Raw genomic sequence first — 20,586 nt, forward strand, 5'->3', positions numbered from 1 at the left:
CCATCTTCGCCTTGGTCTTGATCCAGGACGGCTTGCGCTCGATGGGGGTCTCGGCGTTGCGGACTTCGAGGCGGAGGAGCTTGCGCCCCTCGGGTGTTGCGCTCACCGGGTCAGCCTACTCCGGTGGCCTCACGGCACGTCGCGCCGCCGGAACCACAAGAGCGAGAGCACCGCGGAGCCGCCCACCGCCGTCCCGGTGTACGCCGCGCCGGAGGCGAACGTGAGGGTCCGCTCCTCGGAGCACGTCGCCCCCGCCATGTCGATGCCCTGCTCGGGCGGGCACGGCGCGTCGACGTAGTACGTCGCCCCGTCGGCGACGACCGCCAGCGTGTTGAGCGCCGGGTCGAACCGGCCGGAGACCCCCAGCACCGCGAGGACGATGCCGCCGACCAGCGCGACGCCGAACAGGATGCCGAGCGTGGCGACCGTGCTGCGGAACAGCATCGTCAGCGCGAAGCCGCACAGCGCCGCCGCGGCGACCACGCCCGCACCGCGCCAGCCCATCTGCAGGCAGTCGAGCAGGACCGCGCCGCCGGAGGGGAGGTCGCGCGAGGCGGCGACCGCGTTGATCCCGAGCCAGTACGCCGAGAGCACCAGCGCCGACAGCACCAGCGCCACCCCCGTCACCACGATCGCCTTGGCCGCCCACACCCGGGCCCGGCGCGGCTCGAAGAGCAGCTGGTTGCTGACCGATCCGCTGGCCCAGTCGTGGCCGGTGAACGTCGTGCCGAGGACCATCATGAGCAGGCCGAGGATGACGACCAGCGCGATGCCGGAGCCCTGGGTGATCTCGGTGGCGAGGTCGAGGTCGTTGACGTAGAGGTACCAGTCGACCTGGGGCTGGGTCTGCTCGGTGCAGAGGCGCTCGATCTCGGCCTTGTCGGTGCTCTGGATGCCGCCGAAGTTGACCGGGTCGGCGATGCACTGCTCGAGGGACTCGGCGTAGGCCGGATCCTTGCGGTCGCGCTCGACCTGCGCCTTCGCGTCGGCGAGCGCGGCTGCGGAGGGCGGGCGGGTGTCGAGGGTGATCGCGACGCCGACCACGACGGGGACGACGAGCGCGACCAGCAGGAGCACGAGGACCGCGCGGCGTCGTACGAGACGGATGAGCTCGACGCGGAGCAGCCGGGCGAAGGCGCTCATCGGTCCGCCCCCAGCCGCTCGGCGTCGGTGAGCGCGAGGAAGAACGTCTCCAGGTCCGGGCGCAGCGGGGTCAGCTCGGTCAGCCAGATCCCGGCGCCGCTGAGCGTCTGGGTGATCCGGGTGGCATCCTCGGTCTCGACGCGCACCTCGTGCGGCCGCTCGTGGTCGGCTCCGGCGACGACCACGGCGCTGAGCCCGGCGGCCTGGAGCACGCCCACCGCCCGCTCCGGCTCCGGTACGACGACCCGGTGGGCCGTCGTCGTCCCGAGCAGGTCGTCGACCCGTCCCGAGGCCAGCAGCCGGCCGTTGCCGATGATCGTGGCCGAGGTGCACACCTGCTGCACCTCGGCGAGGATGTGCGAGCTCAGCAGCACGGTGACGCCCGCCTCGCCCAGGCCGCGGATGGTCTCGCGGATCTCCCGGATGCCGGCCGGGTCGAGCCCGTTGGTCGGCTCGTCGAGGATGAGCAGGTCGGGGCGCTTGAGGAGGGTCGCGGCGATGGCGAGCCGCTGCTTCATGCCCAGCGAGTAGGACTTGTAGCGGTCCTTGTCGCGACCGCCGAGCTGGACGGTCTCGAGCGCCTCGTCGACGCGACCGCGCGGCGTACCGATGGCGTCGGCGAGCAGCTGCAGGTTGAGCCGCCCGCTGAAATTGGGGGAGAACTTCGGCGACTCCACGACCGCGCCGACCCGGTCGATGACCTGGGGGAGCAGCTCGGGGACCGGCTGGCCGAACAGGCGCATCGTGCCGCGGGTGGGCCGGGCCAGGCCGAGCAGCATCCGGATCGTCGTGGTCTTGCCGGACCCGTTGGGGCCCAGGAAGCCGTGCACCCCACCGCCGGCGGGCACCGCCAGGTCGAGGTTCTGCACGGCGACGCGCTGTCCGCCGCGGACGGTGCGGAACTCCTTGCGGAGCCCCGTCGTCTCGATGACCAGGTCGCTCACGCGTCCTCCTCAGTCGGCTCTCGAAGGGGGGAGAGCAGGAGGACAGTCTGACCTCAGCGTGCGGGGTAGCTGAGCACCGCCACGCCGACGGGCGGGGGAGTCTTGGCCGGATCGGGGCGCGGCTCGTAGTCGGGCGTCGCCACGTAGGGCCCCCAGGCGAGCAGCTCGTCGAGGTGGCGTCGTACGGAGGCGACGACCTCGCGCACCGGCACGTCGCGGCCCAGCTCGGCGCTCAGGGAGGTGACGTCGGCGTCGGCGATGCCGCAGGGCACGAAGCGGTCGTACCAGCTCAGGTCGACGTCGCAGTTGAGCGAGAAGCCGTGCATCGCGACCCCGTTGCGGACCCGGATGCCGATGGCCGCGATCTTGCGCTCGCCGCCCCGCTCGTCGGCCTTGAGCCAGACGCCGGTGCGGCCCGGGATGCGCGCGGTCGTGACGCCGAGCTCGGCGCAGACCGCGATGATCGCCTCCTCGAGGCGGCGTACGTAGTCGACGACCTTGACGTGGTCGGGCAGCCGGACGATGGGGTAGCCCACGAGCTGACCGGGACCGTGGAACGTGATCTTGCCGCCGCGGTCGACCTCGATGACCGGCGCGCCACCGGTGTCGGTGGGCCGCTCGTGCTCGGCCGTACGCCGGCTGGCCGTGAAGACCGCCGGGTGCTCCAGGAGCAGCACCGTGTCGGTCCGCTCGCCGGCGACGACCTCGGCGTGGAGCTCGCGCTGGAGATCCCAGGCGGTGACGTAGTCGATGAAGTCCGGTCCGAGCCCGTCCTCGCGGAAAGTGAGCGTCACGACGTCGAGCCTACTCGGGGTCTGTCGGGGCCGGTCGGGGCCGGTCGGGGCCTGTGGAGGACCGGATGCATCCGTCGGACCTTCGGGGTAGGAACGTCCCATGCGGTTCTCGGGGTCCCGCGCTCGGCTGGCCGGCGTGGTCGTGGTGGTGGTGACGGTGACGGCGCTGGTCGTCGCCGGTGGGGTCGTGGCGCGGGGTGCGCCGGGATCCGTGGCTGCGTCTGGCGCGGGCTCGGCCGGGGTGGCCGCTCCCGACGCGGGACCGGGACCGGGATCGGTGCGGGTGAGCCCGGCGGTGGGCTCGCTGGCGGTGCTCCGCGCCTGGGACCGGGCGCGGTCCCGCGCCTGGGCCCGCGGTGACCCGCGGGCGCTCGCGCGGCTCTACGTTCCGGGCTCGGCGGCCGGGCGGCGCGACCTCGCGATGCTCCGGGCCTGGACGGGGCGCGGGCTGCGGGTCGAGGGGATGACCACCCAGGTGCTGGCGGTCCGGCTGCGGGCCTGGACCCCGCGGCGGCTCGTGCTCGTGGTCACCGACCGGCTGGACGGCGGCTTCGCGGTGCCGCCGTCCGGCGTCGGCACGACCGGGCCCGCCCGGCGGGCGCTGCCCCGGGACGGACCGTCCACGTCCCGCCTGGTGTTCCGGCGCGTGGCCGGGCGCTGGCTGCTGTCCTCGGCTCAGCCGCGGGCGAGCCCCGTGGCGAGCACCGCGTCGACGTCCGGGTCGGCGAACTCGTAGCCGAGGCCGAGCAGCGCGGCCGGACGCACGTCGAGCGAGCCGAGCACCTCCGCGGCCATCGCGCCGGCGGCGAGCCGGATGGCGGGCGCCGGTACCGCGAAGAACGCCGGCCGGTGCACCTGGCGGGCCAGGGCGCGGGTGAACTCCGCGTTGGTCGGCGTCACGGGCGCGCACATGTTGACCGGTCCGGACGCGGTGGGGTGCTCGACGAGGAGGACCGCGGCGCCGACCCAGTCGCGCAGCGAGATCAGCGGGTAGTGCTGGTCGCCGCCGCCCAGCCGGCCACCCAGGCCGGCGGTGAAGAGCAGGCGCTGCTGCTGCAGCGGCGGGTGCCGGCGGTCCTGGACCGGTGCGGTGCGCAGGAGCACCACGCGGGCGCCCGCCTCGGACGCGGGACGGGCCGCGGCCTCCCACTCGCGGCACACGCGCGTGAGGAGAGCGTGACCCCGCGTGTCGGAGGCCTCGGTCAGCGGCGCGGAGCCGTGGTCGCCGTACCAGCTGATGCCGGAGGCGTTGACGAGCGCCGGCAGCCGCGGCCCGGGCGCCGCGGCCACGGTGGCGGCGAGCAGCCCGGTCGTGGCCCGGCGGCTGTCGAGCACCGCGCGCGCCCACGACTTGGAGTGCGGATTGCCGATCAGGGGCGCCCCGGCCAGGTTCACCACGACGTCGGCGCCCTGGACGAGCGCCTCGTCGACGACGCCGCCCTGCGGGTCCCAGGTCGACTCACCGGGACCGGCCTCGCGTCGTACCAGGCGGGTGACCTCGTGGCCGCGCTCGCGCAGGGCCGGAACCAGCGACTGGCCGAGGTAGCCGGACGAGCCGGCGATGACGACATGGAGCGGGGTCATGTGTGAAAGCCTGCCACCACCGACCGAGGGAGTCCCATGAGCACCATGCCTCCGCGCCTCCGAGCGCTCGCCGCGGCCAGCGTCGCCGCCCTCGCCCTGTCCGCGCTGTCGGCCTGCGACGAGGACGGGGATGGCGCCGGCTCCGAGCCGGCCGCCTCGGGTACCCCCACGCCGCCCGGCTCACCGTCGGCCCCGTCGTCGGCCCCGTCGTCGGCCCCGTCCACGTCGCCGGCGGTGCTCGACCGTGGTGCGGCGCCGCGGCGGCTGCTCCGGATCGGGGTCGAGAAGGGCCACGTCGAGCACGCGACGCTCACCCTCACCACGACGCAGAGCAGCACCCTGCGCGGCACCGAGAGGTTCGCGGGGGAGATGCGGATCCCGATGACGCTCCAGGTGACCTCGACGGTCACCGATGTCACCGACGACGAGCTGAGCGTCGAGACCGTCTTCGGCCCCACGACCGTCGACCGCACCGGGATCGCGCGCAGCCTGGCCGGCCCGATCGAGCAGGCGCTGACGTTCCTCGAGGGCGCCACGATGACCACGGTGGTGCGCCCCGACGGGACGACCGTGTCCCGGGACGTCGACCTCGGCGACGACGGTCCGGACCTGGTCGGCCCGGTGCTCGACGACGTCCTCGCCCAGGGCTTCGCGATCGTGCGGTTCCCCGTCGAGGAGGTCGGCCTGGGTGCCCGCTGGCGCACGACCGACGAGGTCGAGATCGGTGGGGCGAGCGTGCGGGTGGACTCGACGTACGAGGTCGTGGGACTGAGCGACGAGGGATACACGCTCGACGTCCGCACCGAGCAGACCACAGCGCCGGGCGGTCCCTACGCAGGCGGCACGATCGTCGAGGGCAGCAGCACCAGCCGGGGCCGGATCGAGGTGCGCGAGGGGATGTTCCTGCCGGTGCGCTCGTCGTCCACGATCCGCGGCACCACGGTGGTGGACGTCGGCGACGCCCGGGTCACGACCAGGCTCACCACCGAGGTACGGATCGCGACCGAGGCGCGCTGAGCGCTCCCGGGCCCGCCAGGTCCGCCAGGTCCGCCTCGGACGACGACGCCCCCGGAGCCGTGCGGCTCCGGGGGGCGTCGTCGTTGCTGGGCGCTGCGGGTACGGGTCCTCAGACCTCGAACTGGCCCGCCTCGAGGCGCCTCTTGAGGTCGCGCAGGAAGCGGCCGGCGTCCGCGCCGTCGACCACGCGGTGGTCGTAGGTGAGCGCGAAGTAGACCATGTGGCGCACGGCGATCGTCTCGCCGAGGTCCTCGTCGTCGATCACCACGGGACGCTTGACCACCGCACCGGGGCCGAGGATGGCGACCTGCGGCTGGTTGATGATCGGGGTGTCCCACAGGGCGCCGAAGCTGCCCAGGTTGGTGATGGTGAAGGTGCCACCGGAGAGCTCGTCGGGCCCGATCTTGTTGGTCCGGGTCCGCTCGGCGACGTCGGAGATCTTCTTGGCCAGCCCGGAGATCGACAGGTCGCCGGCGTCCTTGACGACCGGCGTGAGCAGGCCCTTCTCGGTGTCGACGGCGAACGCGACGTTCTCGCGGTCGTAGTAGGTGATCTCGCCCTTCTCGAGGTCGAGGTTGGCGTTGAGCGCCGGGTGCTGCTTGAGGGTGTCGATCGCCGCCTTGGTGAAGAACGGCAGGTACGTCAGCTTGACGCCCTCACGCGCCAGGAACTCCGCCTTCACCGACTCGCGCAGCCGCGCGATGTTGGTGACGTCGATCTCGACGACCTGGGTGAGCTGGGCCGACACGTGCAGGGAGTCGACCATCCGCTCGGCGATGATCTTGCGCAGCCGGCTGACCTTGACCGTCTGGCCGCGCAGCGGGGACGGCGTGGCCGGAGCCGCCGCAGCAGCGGGGGCCGAGCCCGCGGACGAGCCGGAGCCGGAGCCGGCCGCAGCGGCCGCGGGAGCCGCCGGGGCGGCCTTGGCGGCGGCGTCGAGGACGTCCTGCTTGCGGATCCGTCCGCCCACACCCGAGCCGGTGACCTGGCCCAGGTCGACGCCGTGCTGGGCGGCGAGCTTGCGGACCAGCGGGGTGACGTAGCCGGGGCCGTCCGTCGCGTCCGCCGCGTGGGTCGGGGCGGGGGCGGCCGGGGCCGGCGGGGCAGCGGGGGCCGGCGGGGCGGCCGGAGCCGGGGCAGCGGCCGCGGGTTCAGCGGCCGGAGCGGCGGGGGCAGCCGGGGCAGCCGGAGCGGCGGGGGCAGCCGGAGCGGCGGGGGCAGCCGGCGCGGCGGGGGCAGCCGGCGCGGCGGGCGTACCGGAGCCGATGATGGCCAGCTCGGCGCCGACCTCGACGGTCTCGTCCTCGGCGGCCTTGATCTCGAGCAGGGTCCCGGCGACGGGCGAGGGGATCTCGGTGTCGACCTTGTCCGTGGACACCTCGAGCAGCGGCTCGTCGACCGCGACGGCGTCGCCGACCTGCTTGAGCCAGCGGGTGACGGTGCCCTCGGTGACGGACTCGCCCAGGGCGGGGAGGGTGACCGCGGTCCCCTCGGCGGCACCGGCGCCACCGGACGCGGCGGGGGCAGCCGGGGCGGCCTCCGGCTCCGGCGCGGGCTCCGCCGCGGCAGCGGGCTCCGGCGCCGGCTCGGGCTCCGGCTCGGCGGCGGCCGGGGCGGCCTCCGCGGCGGCCTCGGGAGCAGCCTCCGGGGCAGCGTCGCCGGCGGGAGCCTCACCGGCCTCGCCGACGACGGCCAGGACGGCGCCGACCTCGACCGTGTCGTCCTCGTTGGCGCGGATCTCGATCAGGGTTCCGGCGACCGGAGAGGGGATCTCGGTGTCGACCTTGTCGGTCGACACCTCGAGCAGCGGCTCGTCGATCGCGATCTGGTCGCCGACCTGCTTGAGCCAGCGGGTGACGGTGCCTTCGGTGACGGACTCACCGAGTGCGGGGAGAGTGACTTCGGTCGCCATGGGGGCAATCCTTGCACCACGACTCACACAAGTCGCAACGGCCCACCCACGGATCGGGCAAACTGGTCCCATGGGCATGTTCGACCGGTTCCGCGGGGGTTCCAAGCTACGGATGAGTAACCCCGCCAAGGACGCCGCACGCACGGGCTCCACGCGGGTCCGCGCCTCCGACCGTGGCGACGAGGAGCACCTGCTCGCGTGGCTGCGCGAGCGGCGTGGCGTGGAGGGTTTCGTCGAGCCGCGGACCGCGGTCAGCGAGATCACGCTGCTGCTCGTCGCGCACGACGGTGAGTGGACCCGGCGGCGGGTGTCGTCGATCAAGTGGGCCCACGACTTCTGCAACCGCCAGCAGGTCCCCTCGTACGACGCCGCGGTGGTCGGCGTCCCCCAGCGGATGCGCGACTACAACTCCCGGGTCAGGCAGGCGCAGAAGCAGCGCGACCGGGAGCGCCAGCAGCGCGACTCCTGAGCCACTCCACGAGGGTGGCCACGCCGTAGCCGGTCGCGCCGGTGGCGAGGTGCCCGGTGGGGCCGCCCTTGTTGAACGTCGGCCCGGCGATGTCGAGGTGCGCCCACGGCAGTCCGCCGGTGAACTCCCGCAGGAAGGCCGCGGCGAACAGCCCGCCGCCCCAGCGGATCCCGTCGTACTGCGCGAGGTCGGCGACGGCCGAGCTGCGGATGCGCTCGTCCATGGCCTCCGGGATCGGCATCGGCCAGGTGTCCTCGCCGGCGGCGGCCGAGGCGGCCAGGACCTCGGCGACGACGGCGTCGTCGCCCATCACGCCGGCGATCCGGTCGCCCAGGGCCATCACCATGTGGCCGGTCAGGGTGGCGATGTCGATGATGACGTCAGGTTCACGCTCGACGGCGCGGTCGAGCGCGTCGGCGAGGACCAGGCGGCCCTCGGCGTCGGTGTTGCTGATCTCGACGGTGGTGCCGCCGTAGGTGGTCAGCACGTCGCCGGGGCGCATCGCGGCCTCGCCGATCATGTTCTCGGCGAGGGCGGCGTAGGCGGAGATCCGGACCGGCAGGCCGAGCCGGGCCGCGGCGAGCGTGGCCTGGACGACGGCGGCGGCGCCCGCCATGTCCTCCTTCATCGTGGCCATGCTGGCGGCGGGCTTGATCCAGAGGCCGCCGGAGTCGAACGTGATGCCCTTGCCGACGAGCGCGACGTGGGCGACCGCGTCCTTGGGGGCGTAGGACAGCTCGACCAGGCGCGGGGGCGCCGAGGAGCCGCTGCCGACGGCGAGCAGGCCACCGCAGCCGAGCTCGGCCAGGCGCTCCTCGTCGAGCACGGTGGCGGTGACCTTGGTCGCGCCCTTGGCGAGCCCCTTGTTGGCGGCCCTGACGGCGGCGGCGATCGCGTCGGCGAAGGCGGGCGGGGTGAGGTCGGCGGGCGGGGTGTTGACCCAGTCGCGGGCCGCGCGGACCGCGTCGGCGACGACCTGGGCGGGCTCGACGGCGGCGGTGACCTCGCCGCGGCGGGCGGCGGGGGAGAGGACGACGATCTCGGCGGGCGTCGTGGGCGTCGCCGGCTTGCTCTTGTACGACGTGAACGCGTACCCGCCGAGCCGGTAGCCCTCGACGATCGCCCGCACGAGCTCGGGCGTGTCGGCCGGCAGCGCGAGCGCGACGGAGGCGGCGTTGGTGACCGCGCGGGCGGCGTTGCCCGCCGCACGCCGTACGGCGTCCGGGCCGGGGTCCGCGCCGAGCCCGACGAGCACGAGCAGCGGCGAGGCGATGACCCCCGCGGTCGGCACCTTGGCCACCTCGCCGGGCGCGCCCTTCATGCCGATCGTGGCCAGCAGCCCGGCCAGCTTGCGGCCGTAGGCGGCGGCGACGTCCTCGGCGCCGGGGGCGAGGACCCCGTCGGGGAGGACCCCGACGACCACGGCCTCGGCGCGGGTCTTGGCGGGGCTGGCCGTACGGAGGGCGAAGGTCGTCACCGCCGCAGGATATCGAGCGCTACATTGCGGAGCATGGCGGATGCGACCCCACTGCACTCACCCCTCCACGACCGGCACGAGGCACTCGGTGCCAAGTTCTCGGAGTTCGGCGGCTGGCTGATGCCGCTGGAGTACCCGACGGGCGTGGTCAAGGAGCACGCCGCGGTGCGCGAGGGCGTCGGGATCTTCGACGTCAGCCACCTCGGCAAGCTCGTCGTGCGCGGCCCGGGCGCGGTGGACTTCCTCAACGCCACGCTCACCAACGACCTGCACCGGATCGGCCCCGGCAAGGCGCAGTACAGCCTCGTCGTCGACGACGCGACCGGCGGGATCATCGACGACGTCTTCACCTACTACCGCGACGACGAGCACGTGCTGGTCGTCCCCAACGCCGCCAACAACGCCGAGGTACGCCGGCGCCTGGTCGAGGCCGCGCCCGAGGGCGTGGAGGTGCTCGACCACCACCGGGACTACGTCGTCCTCGCCGTCCAGGGCACGCGCTCCGACGAGGTGCTGGCCGACGCCGGCCTCCCGGTCGGCCACGACTACCTCACGTTCGTCGAGGCGCCCTTCGAGGGCGCCCGGGTCGTGGTGTGCCGGACCGGCTACACCGGCGAGCGCGGCTACGAGCTGATCGCGCCCTCCGAGGTCGCCCCGGCGCTGTGGGACGCGCTGCTGGCGGCCGGTACGCCGTACGGGCTGGTGCCGGCCGGCCTGGGCGCGCGCGACACGCTGCGCACCGAGATGGGCTACCCGCTCCACGGCCAGGACATCTCCCCGGACATCACCCCCGTCGAGGCGCGCCTGGGCTGGGCGGTCGGCTGGAAGAAGCCGGCCTTCTGGGGCCGTGACGTCCTGCTCGCCGAGAAGGAGGCCGGTCCGCGCCGCAAGCTCGTCGGCATCGTCGCCACCGGCCGCGGCATCCCGCGTCCCCACATGAGCGTGCGGCTGCTGCGCGACGTCCCGCTGGGCGAGGTCACCTCGGGCACCTTCTCGCCGACCCTGCGCAAGGGCATCGGCCTCGCCCTGGTCTCGACCGCGGTCGCCGATGACGCCGAGGTGCGCGTCGACGTCCGGGGCCGTCCCGAGGTCTTCCAGATCACCAAGCCGCCGTTCGTCCAGCCCTCCGTCAGGGAGTCTTGAGCCATGACCCTTCCCGAGCAGCCCGCCTCCTACCGCCCGCAGCCGCCGGCCGAGCAGCCCTGGCGCTGGCGCCTCGAGGACGCCTCCGGCGCCGAGGTCGTGCTCACCGGCGCCGACGCCGACGAGTACGGCGAGCAGGCGTTCCCCAACCAGGGCGACGCCGAGTCGTGGATCGGTGAGATCTGGTCCGAGCTCGCCGAGCGCGGGGTCGCCCAGGTGACCCTCTTCGAGGCCGACCGCGAGGTCTACGGCCCGATGTCGCTGAGCGCCTGAGCCGGTCGTGACGACCTCCCGCGAGTTCCGCCAGGTCGACGTCTTCACCGACGAGCCGCTGCTGGGCAACCCGGTGGCCGTCGTGCACGGCGCCGACGGGCTCTCCGACGACGAGATGCAGCGCTTCGCGCGCTGGACCAACCTGAGCGAGACGACCTTCCTGCTCGAGCCGACCGAGCCGGGTGCCGACTACCGGCTGCGGATCTTCACCACCGAGACCGAGCTGCCCTTCGCCGGGCACCCGACCCTCGGCTCGGCGCACGCCTGGCTCGAGGCCGGCGGCGTGCCCGCCGGCGAGCGGATCGTGCAGCAGTGCGGGGTCGGCCTGGTCGCCCTGCGCCGCCAGGACCGCCGGCTCGCGTTCGCCGCCCCCGACCTGCTGCGCTCGGGACCCGTCGACGACGCCCTCGCCGACGAGATCGCGGCCGCCCTCGGGATCGATCGGGCCGAGATCCTCGACCTGGCCTGGGCCGACAACGGCCCCGGCTGGGTCGGCGCCCGGCTCGCCAGCGCCGAGGCCGTGCTCGCCCTCAGGCCCGACCACGGCCGGCTGCCGGTCGACGTGGGCGTGATCGGTCCGCACCCGGACGGTGCCGAGTGCGCGGTCGAGGTCCGCGCGTTCGTCCCGCACGCCGCCGGCATCGCCGAGGACCCCGTCACGGGCTCGCTCAACGCCTCGCTGGCCCAGTGGCTCACGACGAGCGGGGTGCTCCCGCCGTCGTACGTCGCCGCCCAGGGGACCGCGATCGGCCGGCGCGGCCGGATCCACGTCGACACCGACGCCGACGGCACGATCTGGGTCGGCGGCGACACCCTGTCGACCATCCAGGGGACGGTCGCGCTCTGAGCACCACCCGCGCCCTAGGCTGACGTCGTGCGCGCCTACCTCGACCTGGTCCAACGCATCCTCGACGAGGGCGTCGACAAGAGCGACCGCACCGGCACCGGCACGCTCAGCGTCTTCGGTCACCAGATGCGCTTCGACCTGAGGGCCGGCTTCCCGATGGTCACCACGAAGAAGATCCACACCCGCTCGGTGTTCGGCGAGCTGCTGTGGTTCCTGCGCGGCGACACCAACGTCCGCTGGCTCCAGGAGCGCGGCATCTCGATCTGGGACGAGTGGGCCGACGAGAACGGCGACCTCGGCCCCGTGTACGGCGCCCAGTGGCGCTCCTGGCCGACCCCCGACGGGCAGCAGATCGACCAGCTCGCCCAGGTGATCGCGCAGATCCGGGCCAATCCCGACAGCCGCCGCCACATCGTCTCGGCGTGGAACCCCGGCCAGGTCGACGACATGGCGCTGCCGCCGTGCCACAGCCTGTTCCAGTTCTACGTCGCCGACGGGCGGCTCAGCTGCCAGCTCTACCAGCGCTCGGCCGACGTGTTCCTCGGTGTGCCGTTCAACATCGCCTCCTACGCGTTGCTGACCCACATGGTCGCCCAGGTGACGGGTCTGGAGGTGGGGGAGTTCGTGCACACGCTCGGCGACGCGCACCTCTACTCCAACCACCTCGAGCAGGCCCGGCTCCAGCTCACCCGCGAGCCGCGGGCGCTGCCGACGCTGGTGCTCAACCCCGCGGTCACCGAGATCGACGCCTTCGAGCTCGAGGACATCGCGATCGAGGGCTACGACCCGCACCCCGCGATCAAGGCTCCGATCGCCGTATGACGACTCCCGCAGGCCGGCGCGTCACGATGGTGGCCGCCGTCGCCGAGAACGGCGTGATCGGCGCCGACGCCGACATCCCCTGGAAGATCTCCGAGGACTTCCAGCACTTCAAGGCGACCACGCTCGGGCACGTGCTCGTCCTGGGCCGGACCACCCACGAGGGCATCGGGCGGCCGCTGCCGGGCCGGACGACGATCGTGCTCACCCGCGACCCGTCGTACGCGGCCGAGGGGGTGGAGGTCGCGCACTCGATCACCGACGCGCTGGCGCTCGCCGACCGGCTGCTCGACGGGCAGCCGGAGGACCGCCAGGTGATGATCGGCGGGGGAGCGGCGGTCTACGAGGCGGCCCTGCCCTACGCCGACGAGCAGGTGATCTCCGAGATCCCGCTCTCGCCCGAGGGCGACACCCACTACCCGGAGTTCGGCGAGAAGCGCTGGCGCCAGGTCCGGCGTGAGCCACGCGACGGTTTCACCATCGTGTGGTGGGAGCGCGTCTTCGCGTGTGGAGGGGCCTGACAAGGTAGGAGCCATGGAGCTCCGTGTCTTCACCGAACCCCAGCAGGGCGCGACGTACGACGACCTGCTGGCCGTCGCCCTCGTGGCCGAGCGGCTGGGCTTCGGTGCCTTCTTCCGCAGCGACCACTACCTCCACATGAGCGGCGACGGGCTGCCCGGCTCGACCGACGCCTGGACCACGCTGGCCGGCCTGGCCCGCGACACCAGCACGATCCGGCTCGGCACGATGATGACGAGCGCGACCTTCCGGCACCCCGGCGTGCTCGCGATCCAGGTCGCCCAGGTCGACCAGATGAGCGGCGGCCGGATCGAGCTCGGCCTCGGCGCCGGCTGGTTCGCCCAGGAGCACACCGCCTACGGCATCCCGTTCCCCGACACCCGCGAGCGCTTCGAGCGGTACGCCGAGCAGCTCGCCCTCATCACCGGCCTGTGGACCACGCCGGTCGGGGAGCGCTACGCCTTCGACGGCGCGCACTACCAGCTCGCCGACAGCCCGGCGCTGCCCAAGCCGACCCAGACCTCCGGCCACCGCGGCGGCCCGCCCGTGCTCATCGGCGGGCTCGGCAAGAAGCAGACGCCGGCGCTCGCCGCGGCCTACGCCGACGAGTTCAACCTGCCGTTCGCCGACGAGGAGACCACCGCCGCCCAGTTCGCCCGGGTGCGCGCCGCGGCCGAGGAGATCGGCCGCGACCCCGGCACGATCACCTGGTCCAACGCGCTCGTGCTGTGCGTGGGCGAGGACGAGGCCGCGATCGCCCGCCGGGCCGCCGCCATCGGCCGCGAGGTCGACGAGCTGCGGGTCAACGGACTGGCCGGTACGCCGGCCGAGGTGGTCGACAAGATCAAGCGCTTCGAGGCGCTCGGTGCCGAGCGGATCTACCTCCAGACGCTCGACCTGGCCGACCTCGACCACCTGCGGCTGGTCGCCGCGGAGGTCATGCCTCACCTGTGAAGCCGGTCACGGCCGCGCGCAGGCCGGCCGGGTCGCTCAGCATGGGCAGGTGCCCGGTCGCGAGCTCGCGCACGAAGGTCGCGCCGAGCGCCTCGGCCGAGCGGTCCTGGAGCGCGGTGGGGACGTCGCGGTCGCTCGTCGTCCGGACGTAGCCGCGGAGCCCGGACCACCCGGCCGCGACCGGCGGCGCGGGCGTGACGAAGAGCGCGCGCGACTCTGGCGTGAACCCGGCGACCAGCCGGTCCACGGTCGCCTCGGGGAGCCCGGCACCCAGCCCGGCGCGGAGCTGCTTCTCCGGGGGCCGGGTGCCGGCCAGGCGCAGGACCATCGGGAGCACCCACCGCTGGGGCGCCGGCAGCGCACCCGCGAAGGAGCGTCCGGGGCTCGGCCAGACTGCGGCGACGCCCAGCACGCCCGTCACCCGCTCGGGCGCGGCGGCGAGGACCGCCTGGGCGACGACGCCTCCCACCGAGTGGGCAACCACGGTGAACCGGGGCCAGTCGACCGCGGCGAGCGCCGCGGCGGCGTACGCCGTGGGGTCGGCGCCCGGGGCGGACGGACGGGGCGCGACGGCGCTCACGGGGAGGCCGGCGCGGACCTCGTCCCAGATCCAGGTGGGCAGGCCGGAGCCGCTGAGGAAGAGCACGGGTTGATCCACGCCGCCGACCCTGCCAGTGACCACCGACAGACCGGGGGAGCGTGCGGAGTGAGCGATACGAGCCGGGGGCGATAGCCTGGCTCCATGACTTCTGCGCCCTTCGGCACCCTGTTGACCGCCATGGTCACGCCGTTCCACGAGGACGGCTCCGTTGACCTCGACGGGGTGCAGAAGGTCGCCAAGCACCTGGTCGACCACGGCAACGACGGCATCGTCGTCTCCGGCACCACCGGCGAGTCGCCGACCACCACCGGCGCCGAGGACGGCGAGACGCTCGCCGCGGTCAAGGACGCGGTCGGCGACCGGGCCAAGGTCGTCGCCGGTGTCGGCACCAACGACACCAGGCACTCCGTCGAGCTGGCCAAGCAGGCCGAGAAGGTCGGCGCCGACGGGCTGCTGCTCGTCACGCCCTACTACAACAAGCCCAGCCAGCCCGGCGTGCTCAACCACTTCCGCCACGTCGTCGAGGCCACCGGCGTCCCGGTGATGCTCTACGACGTCCCGGGCCGGACCGGCACCAAGATCGCGCTCGAGACCTACGCCGCCGCCAAGCAGTGGGACACGGTGATCGCGGTCAAGGAAGCCTCCGGCGACCTGTCCCGCACGGCCCAGCTCGTCGACCTCGGCTACGCGGTCTACTCCGGCGACGACGTCAACACGCTCGGCTACCTCGCCTACGGCGCGACCGGTCTGGTCTCGGTGGCCGCCCACGTCGCCGGCACCCAGCTGCGGACCATGATCGAGAGCTTCCTCGCCGGCGACCACGCCGAGGCGCTGCGCATCCACACCGGCCTGATCCCCGCCTACGAGGCGATCATGGGCGTGGCCAACTACGGCGCCACCACGGCCAAGGCGGCGCTCGAGCTGACCGGCGTGCTCGACAACCGCGTCGTACGACCTCCACTGATGGCGCTCGACGACGGTGAGGTCGCGGAGCTCCGCGCCGGCCTGACCGCGGCGGGCCTCCTCTGATGAGCCACCCGCACCCCGAGCTCTCCGCCCCGCCGAAGCTGCCCAAGGGCGGCCTGCGCGTCATCCCGCTCGGCGGCCTCGGCGAGGTCGGCCGCAACATGACCGTCTTCGAGTACGACGACCGGCTGCTCATCGTCGACTGCGGCGTGCTCTTCCCCGACGACCACCAGCCGGGCGTCGACCTGATCCTCCCCGACTTCGCGGCCATCCGGGACCGGCTCGACAAGGTCGAGGCGCTGGTGCTCACCCACGGGCACGAGGACCACATCGGCGCGACGCCGTACCTGCTGCGCGAGCGCCAGGACATCCCGCTGGTCGGCTCCGAGCTGACCCTGGCGCTGCTCAACTCCAAGCTGCGCGAGCACCGGTTGCGCCAGACGCCCTTCTACACGGTCAAGGAGGGCGACAAGATCTCGTTCGGCCCCTTCGACCTGGAGTTCGTCGCGGTCAACCACTCCATCCCCGACGCGCTCGCGGTCGCCATCCGCACCGGCGCCGGCCTGGTGCTCCACACCGGCGACTTCAAGATGGACCAGCTCCCGCTCGACGGCCGGATCACCGACCTGCGCGCGTTCGCTCGCCTGGGCGAGGAGGGCGTCGACCTCTTCCTGACCGACTCCACCAACGCCGAGGTGCCCGGCTTCACCACCGCCGAGCGCAAGATCACCCCGGTCCTCGAGCAGGCCTTCGCCGAGTCCAAGCAGCGCATCATCGTCGCCTGCTTCGCCTCCCACGTGCACCGCGTCCAGCAGGTGCTCGACGCCGCGGTCAAGCACAACCGCAAGGTCGCCTACGTCGGGCGCTCCATGGTCCGCAACATGGCCATCGCCCGCGACCTCGGCTACCTCACCGTGCCGCCCGGCGTCATGGTCGAGGCCAAGGAGCTCGCCGACCTCGCGCCCGAGCGCCAGGTGCTCATCTCGACCGGCTCCCAGGGCGAGCCGCTCAGCGCCCTGGCCCGGATCGCCCAGCGCACCCACAACTTCGTGCACCTCGAGGAGGGCGACACCGTCGTCCTCGCCTCCAGCCTGATCCCCGGCAACGAGAACGCCGTCTACCGCGTGATCAACGGCCTGGCCCGGCTCGGCGCGCGCGTGGTCCACAAGGGCAACGCGCTCGTCCACGTCTCCGGCCACGCCAGCGCCGGCGAGCTGCTCTACTGCTACAACATCGTCAAGCCGCGCAACGTGCTGCCGGTCCACGGCGAGGTCCGGCACATGCTCGCCAACGGCGACCTGGCCAAGCAGACCGGCGTCGAGAACGTCGTCTACGCCGAGGACGGCGTCGTGGTCGACCTCGTCGACGGCGTCGCCTCGGTGGTCGGCAAGGTCGAGTGCGGCTACGTCTTCGTCGACGGCCAGTCGGTCGGCGACGTCACCGAGTCCGAGCTCAAGGACCGCCGCATCCTCGGCGAGGAGGGCTTCATCTCGGTCATCGTCGTCGTCGACTCCGTGGCCGGCAAGGTCTCCGCCGGACCCGAGATCCACGCCCGAGGCCACGCCTGGGCCGACTCGGACTTCGAGCCGATCAAGCAGCCCATCATCGACGCGGTCAACCGCTCGCTGACCGAGGGCACCACCGACACCTACCAGCTCCAGCAGACCGTGCGCCGCACGATCGGCCGCTGGGTCAGCAGCGCCCACAAGCGCCGCCCGATGATCATCCCGGTGGTCGTCGAGGCCTGAGCGCCGCCGCCGGCAGCGCCTCGCCGGCGCCTGCCGTCGCCGTACGGACAGCGGAACGCCCCGCCCCCGAGGGGGACGGGGCGTTCCTGTGTCCCCGTTCTACTGCCGGCCCTTGAGCTTCACCGTGACCTTCCCGGCGAAGGGCGCGACCTTGGCGTCACCCTGGTAGGTGACCTTGGCGTTGACCTTGCGCACGTGCTGGCGCCACAGCTTGGCCAGCTGCGGCTTGGCCTTGATCGTCAGCACGCCCCGCACCACCTTGCCGGTGTAGGTCCTGCCCTTGATCGTGACCTTGACCTTGCCGCTCGGCGTGGCCCCGCTCTTGACCTTGACGCCGATCTTGACGACGCCCTTCTTGGCGACGGCTGTCTTGGCCACCGTGGCCGGGCTGGGCGCCGGCGGCGTGACGGGCGTGTCGCAGATGCTCAGCGCCACGTTGTCGATGTACCAGCCGTCGACGCCGTTGCAGCCGTCCATGCCGAAGTCGAACCGGAACTGGACGGTGTCGCCCTCGTCCGCGATCTCGGACAGGTCGATCGCCGAGAAGCCCCACGAGCCGGTGGGCACGCCGCCGTCGGTGCCGGTGAAGGCGTCCTCGCCGGCCATCGGGTTGGTGTTGTCCTCCTCGGCGCTCAGCAGCGTGGTGCGCGGACCGTTGTAGATCCACGCGTCGGCCGGGACCAGCTCGTAGGCCTCCCCGTTGACGCTGACCTTGACGTTGCCGCCGTCGGTACGGACCTCGGACGACATGTACTGGTCGAAGGTGAGCCGGGGCAGGTCACCCTCGGGCACCGTCAGCTCGGGCGTCGCCACGCTGACCCGCGAGCTGTAGTCGTTCGGGTCGTTGGGCTTGCAGCTGCCGTAGTTGCCGGCGTTGCCCTTGTCGTTGAAGTAGAGCATCCCGGCACCGCCCTTGTGCGGGGTCCCCTTCTCGCTGATCGGGGGCAGCGCACGGCTGATGCTCGGCTCGAAGTAGCTGTTGTCCGCCTCGATGTCCGTGGTCCAGCCGGCCGGGAGACCGGCACCCTCGAACTCCTGGGACCACAGCTTCTTGGTGACGGTGCCGTCGCCGCAGCCGACCGTGCCCTTGCGGAACATCAGGCGGAAGTTGCACTGCACCGGCTTGACCCGCAGCTCGGTGGCCTGGGCCACCTTGGTCACCGCGGCGCAGTCGGCGGTGGTGATGGCCGGCATCGGACCGCCGTCCGCCTGCCCGCCACCGGTCGGGCCGGTGCCCACGGTGAGCTTCTTGAGCGAGGTGTTGCCGGTCAGGTCGCGGCACGAGGCGTCGAGGCCGTCGGCGAGCTCGGCGAAGCCCGAGATCGGCGTCAGGTACGACGTCTGGGTGCGCCAGAAGATGTTCGCGGCCTTGTCGAGCCCGATGCCCGGGACGGTGACGCCGTTGAACGTGCCGCCGTCGACGAGCAGGGCGTAGGTGTGGTTGACCACGCCGGAGTTGGTGTGCACGCCGCCGTTGTCGGCGGTGTCGCAGTAGTACTCCTCGTCCGAGACCTTGCCCGGGTCGCCGTAGCAGTTCGGGTTCCACATGTCGCGGATTGCGCCGCCGAAGGCCGGGTCGTCCTCGCCCGAGAGCCAGCGGTAGCTGGCGTCCAGCACGGGAGCGCCGGCCGGCGCCATCGTGATGTTGAGGGTGCCGGTGGCCGACTTGATCCGGGTGCCGTCGGCCTTGGAGACCATCGCACCGTAGAGCGGCGAGTCACCCGAGATCGAGCCGATGGGGCTGTCGTTGTTGCCGACGATGATGCCGGTGGCTCCGGCGTCCTCGGCGTGGCCGATCTTCACGGTGAAGTTGCAGGAGCCGCGGTCGACGTAGACGAACTTGCCGGCGATGGCCGCCGCGTTGTCGAAGGGCGAGCAGCCGTCGGTGGTCGTGCCGACGGCCGGGTCACCGGGGTTCTCGTCGACGTCGGTGCCGATCACCATGTCGGAGGTGATCTCGCTGCCGATGACCGGGCCGAAGGACGCCGGGACGACGACGCAGCTGCCGGCGGCCTCCGCCGGGCTGTTGACCACCAGCGAGATGTCGGTGCGCGTGCCCTGCGAGCAGTGCCCGTCGGTGCGGAGCGCGGTCTCGTCGGGGGTGTTGAAGCGGTCGTTGAGCATGTCGACCGTCTCGCCCCAGATGTCGGAGTACGCCTCGTTCATCGCGCCCGACTGCCACTGGTAGAGCAGACCCGAGGTGTACTCGGTGTAGGCGTGACCCCACTCGTGGGCGACGGTGTCGTCGGAGGAGACACCCGAGCAGTAGTTGGTCGAGGTGCCGTTCCAGTTGGCGTTGGGGCAGGCGATGTCGGGGTCGTTGTTGACCGTGATCATCTTCTTGCCGTTGCCGTCGAAGGAGTCACGGCCGAAGGAGTTCTTGAAGAACCAGTAGGCCTCACCGGTGCCCTGGATCTCGTTCTTCTGGTCCTGGTCGAGGGTGCCGGGGAAGGCGTCGCCCTCCTTCCACACGGGCGTGTCCTCGATGGACTCCTCGTGCAGCTCGCGGTCGAGCGCGTGGGCCATCATCGAGTAGCGGTTGACCGCCTTGCCGGTCAGCGCGTCGAGCACGCTGGTCTCGCGGACCTGCGCGCCGTCGGTCACCTCGACCACCCAGGCGAGCAGGTTGCGGCCCTCGACGCCCTGGAGGGCGCCCAGCCGGTAGATGACCAGCTCGGCCTTGGTCACGCTCAGGCTGCTGGCCTTGGGCTTGTCCGCGCCGCTGTCGCCGGTGCCGGCCGGAGCCCTGCTGGCGAGCCGGATGGCGGTGGTGCTCGCGGTGGCCTTGTCGATGCGCGGCGTGGTGCCGACGGCGATCGACGGGGCGACGAAGCCGGAGACCGACGTCAGGTCGCCCTGGTTGTCGACCTGGGCGCGGAGCTTGGAGCCGAAGACCGGCACGCCCTGGTAGCGCTGGGTGAAGTCGACCGTGTAGCCGGCCGGCGACTTGGTGATCGCGGACTGCTCGAGCTCGCCCGCCTTGGCGCCGAAGGCGCGGGCGTACTTGTCGAGGTAGCCGCGCGCCTTGTCGGTGGCGCCGTCCCGGGTCTTGCCGGTGGCCTCGGAGGGGAACAGGTCGCCGGTGGCGCGGACGAAGCCGACCTTGGCGGAGGCCGAGGAGGTCCGCACGGTGACGGTGCCCTCGGCCTCGTTGCGCATCTGCTGGACGACCGACGGGTCGTTCGGTGCCGCGGTGACGGGCGACGAAGGGACGACGGCCAGGGCTGCGCCGACGAGCGAGATGCCGATTCCCTTCCGCAGGAGCCCGGACAGGTTGTGTCTCACGAAATGTCTCCTCGGGGGTGAGGCGTGCCGTCGGCGGGGGCCGAGTGTCGCCCGCTCCGGACACGCTCTCGGCACCTTAGGGCTCAGGAAT

Annotated in this window: 19 protein-coding genes and 1 pseudogene; 11 read left to right on the top strand and 9 right to left on the bottom strand. The window is 72.8% G+C overall.

Going from position 1 to position 20,586, the window contains the following annotated elements; translation table 11 throughout:
- From CCO04_RS28765 to lipB, 4 genes and pseudogenes are all read right to left on the bottom strand, one after another.
- Positions 1-106 (bottom strand): annotated as a pseudogene (locus CCO04_RS28765) (lipoyl synthase); the annotation flags it as partial.
- Between the two features lie 23 nt (positions 107-129).
- Positions 130-1,143, bottom strand: a complete 1,014-nt coding sequence (locus CCO04_RS20905) for a hypothetical protein (protein ID WP_215816115.1) — start codon at positions 1,141-1,143, stop codon at positions 130-132.
- Entirely contained in the window at positions 1,140-2,087 is a 948-nt protein-coding gene (locus CCO04_RS20910) for an ABC transporter ATP-binding protein (RefSeq protein ID WP_215816116.1), read from the bottom strand. Before CCO04_RS20910 ends, CCO04_RS20905 begins: the two co-directional genes overlap by 4 nt.
- Before the next feature lie 53 nt (positions 2,088-2,140).
- A complete protein-coding gene (gene lipB / locus CCO04_RS20915; protein ID WP_308281413.1) occupies positions 2,141-2,881 on the bottom strand; it encodes a lipoyl(octanoyl) transferase LipB in 741 nt (246 codons plus the stop codon).
- A gap of 100 nt (positions 2,882-2,981) precedes the next feature.
- Between lipB and CCO04_RS20920 the strand changes: the two genes are divergently transcribed.
- Complete coding sequence (locus CCO04_RS20920; protein WP_215816118.1) at positions 2,982-3,617, top strand: hypothetical protein; 636 nt, start codon at positions 2,982-2,984, stop codon at positions 3,615-3,617.
- On the opposite strand, the gene CCO04_RS20925 is transcribed toward CCO04_RS20920, so the two are convergent.
- Positions 3,557-4,465 carry a TIGR01777 family oxidoreductase gene (locus tag CCO04_RS20925; protein WP_215816119.1) on the bottom strand — a complete coding sequence of 303 codons (909 nt, stop codon included), beginning with the start codon at positions 4,463-4,465 and terminating at the stop codon, positions 3,557-3,559. The two genes, CCO04_RS20920 and CCO04_RS20925, sit on opposite strands and share 61 nt — an antisense overlap.
- Before the next feature lie 36 nt (positions 4,466-4,501).
- Between CCO04_RS20925 and CCO04_RS20930 the strand changes: the two genes are divergently transcribed.
- Positions 4,502-5,482, top strand: a complete 981-nt coding sequence (locus tag CCO04_RS20930) for a hypothetical protein (protein WP_215816120.1) — start codon at positions 4,502-4,504, stop codon at positions 5,480-5,482.
- A 109-nt stretch (positions 5,483-5,591) separates the two neighbouring features.
- Here CCO04_RS20930 and sucB read toward each other — a convergent pair whose 3' ends face one another.
- Positions 5,592-7,394: a 2-oxoglutarate dehydrogenase, E2 component, dihydrolipoamide succinyltransferase gene (sucB, locus tag CCO04_RS20935; protein WP_215816121.1), complete on the bottom strand. Its 1,803-nt coding sequence runs from the start codon at positions 7,392-7,394 to the stop codon at positions 5,592-5,594.
- Positions 7,395-7,506: 112 nt separating this feature from the next.
- Between sucB and CCO04_RS20940 the strand changes: the two genes are divergently transcribed.
- Entirely contained in the window at positions 7,507-7,863 is a 357-nt protein-coding gene (locus tag CCO04_RS20940) for a hypothetical protein (RefSeq protein WP_215816122.1), read from the top strand.
- Here CCO04_RS20940 and CCO04_RS20945 read toward each other — a convergent pair.
- Positions 7,811-9,340, bottom strand: a complete 1,530-nt coding sequence (locus CCO04_RS20945; protein WP_215816123.1) for a leucyl aminopeptidase — start codon at positions 9,338-9,340, stop codon at positions 7,811-7,813. The two genes, CCO04_RS20940 and CCO04_RS20945, sit on opposite strands and share 53 nt — an antisense overlap.
- Before the next feature lie 33 nt (positions 9,341-9,373).
- Here CCO04_RS20945 and gcvT point away from each other — a divergent pair, with 33 nt between their 5' ends.
- From gcvT to CCO04_RS20975, 6 genes are read left to right on the top strand one after another with little or no spacing between them, the layout of a single operon-like run.
- On the top strand, positions 9,374-10,483 hold the full coding sequence (gcvT, locus tag CCO04_RS20950) for a glycine cleavage system aminomethyltransferase GcvT (RefSeq protein WP_215816124.1): 1,110 nt from the start codon (positions 9,374-9,376) through the stop codon (positions 10,481-10,483).
- 3 nt (positions 10,484-10,486) lie between these two features.
- Positions 10,487-10,756: a hypothetical protein gene (locus CCO04_RS20955; protein ID WP_215816125.1), complete on the top strand. Its 270-nt coding sequence runs from the start codon at positions 10,487-10,489 to the stop codon at positions 10,754-10,756.
- A 7-nt stretch (positions 10,757-10,763) separates the two neighbouring features.
- Complete coding sequence (locus CCO04_RS20960; protein WP_215816126.1) at positions 10,764-11,603, top strand: PhzF family phenazine biosynthesis protein; 840 nt, start codon at positions 10,764-10,766, stop codon at positions 11,601-11,603.
- A gap of 27 nt (positions 11,604-11,630) precedes the next feature.
- Positions 11,631-12,425: a thymidylate synthase gene (locus CCO04_RS20965; protein WP_215816127.1), complete on the top strand. Its 795-nt coding sequence runs from the start codon at positions 11,631-11,633 to the stop codon at positions 12,423-12,425.
- Positions 12,422-12,943, top strand: coding sequence for a dihydrofolate reductase (locus CCO04_RS20970; RefSeq protein ID WP_215816128.1), 522 nt, complete (start codon positions 12,422-12,424; stop codon positions 12,941-12,943). The genes CCO04_RS20965 and CCO04_RS20970 overlap by 4 nt, the downstream gene beginning before the upstream one ends.
- Positions 12,944-12,956: 13 nt before the next feature.
- Positions 12,957-13,895, top strand: coding sequence for an LLM class F420-dependent oxidoreductase (locus tag CCO04_RS20975; protein ID WP_215816129.1), 939 nt, complete (start codon positions 12,957-12,959; stop codon positions 13,893-13,895).
- Here the strand turns inward: CCO04_RS20975 and CCO04_RS20980 are convergent.
- Entirely contained in the window at positions 13,879-14,553 is a 675-nt protein-coding gene (locus CCO04_RS20980; RefSeq protein WP_215816130.1) for an alpha/beta fold hydrolase, read from the bottom strand. The genes CCO04_RS20975 and CCO04_RS20980 overlap by 17 nt on opposite strands.
- An 84-nt stretch (positions 14,554-14,637) precedes the next feature.
- Between CCO04_RS20980 and dapA the strand changes: the two genes are divergently transcribed.
- Entirely contained in the window at positions 14,638-15,525 is an 888-nt protein-coding gene (gene dapA, locus CCO04_RS20985) for a 4-hydroxy-tetrahydrodipicolinate synthase (protein ID WP_215816131.1), read from the top strand.
- Positions 15,525-17,210: a ribonuclease J gene (locus CCO04_RS20990; RefSeq protein ID WP_215816132.1), complete on the top strand. Its 1,686-nt coding sequence runs from the start codon at positions 15,525-15,527 to the stop codon at positions 17,208-17,210. The genes dapA and CCO04_RS20990 overlap by 1 nt, the downstream gene beginning before the upstream one ends.
- Positions 17,211-17,309: 99 nt before the next feature.
- Here the strand turns inward: CCO04_RS20990 and CCO04_RS29515 are convergent, their stop codons facing one another.
- On the bottom strand, positions 17,310-20,495 hold the full coding sequence (locus tag CCO04_RS29515) for a M4 family metallopeptidase (RefSeq protein WP_215816133.1): 3,186 nt from the start codon (positions 20,493-20,495) through the stop codon (positions 17,310-17,312).
- Positions 20,496-20,586: the final 91 nt, after the last annotated feature.

The sequence above is a fragment of the Pimelobacter sp. 30-1 genome (assembly GCF_018831735.1).
Taxonomy (GTDB): domain Bacteria; phylum Actinomycetota; class Actinomycetes; order Propionibacteriales; family Nocardioidaceae; genus Nocardioides.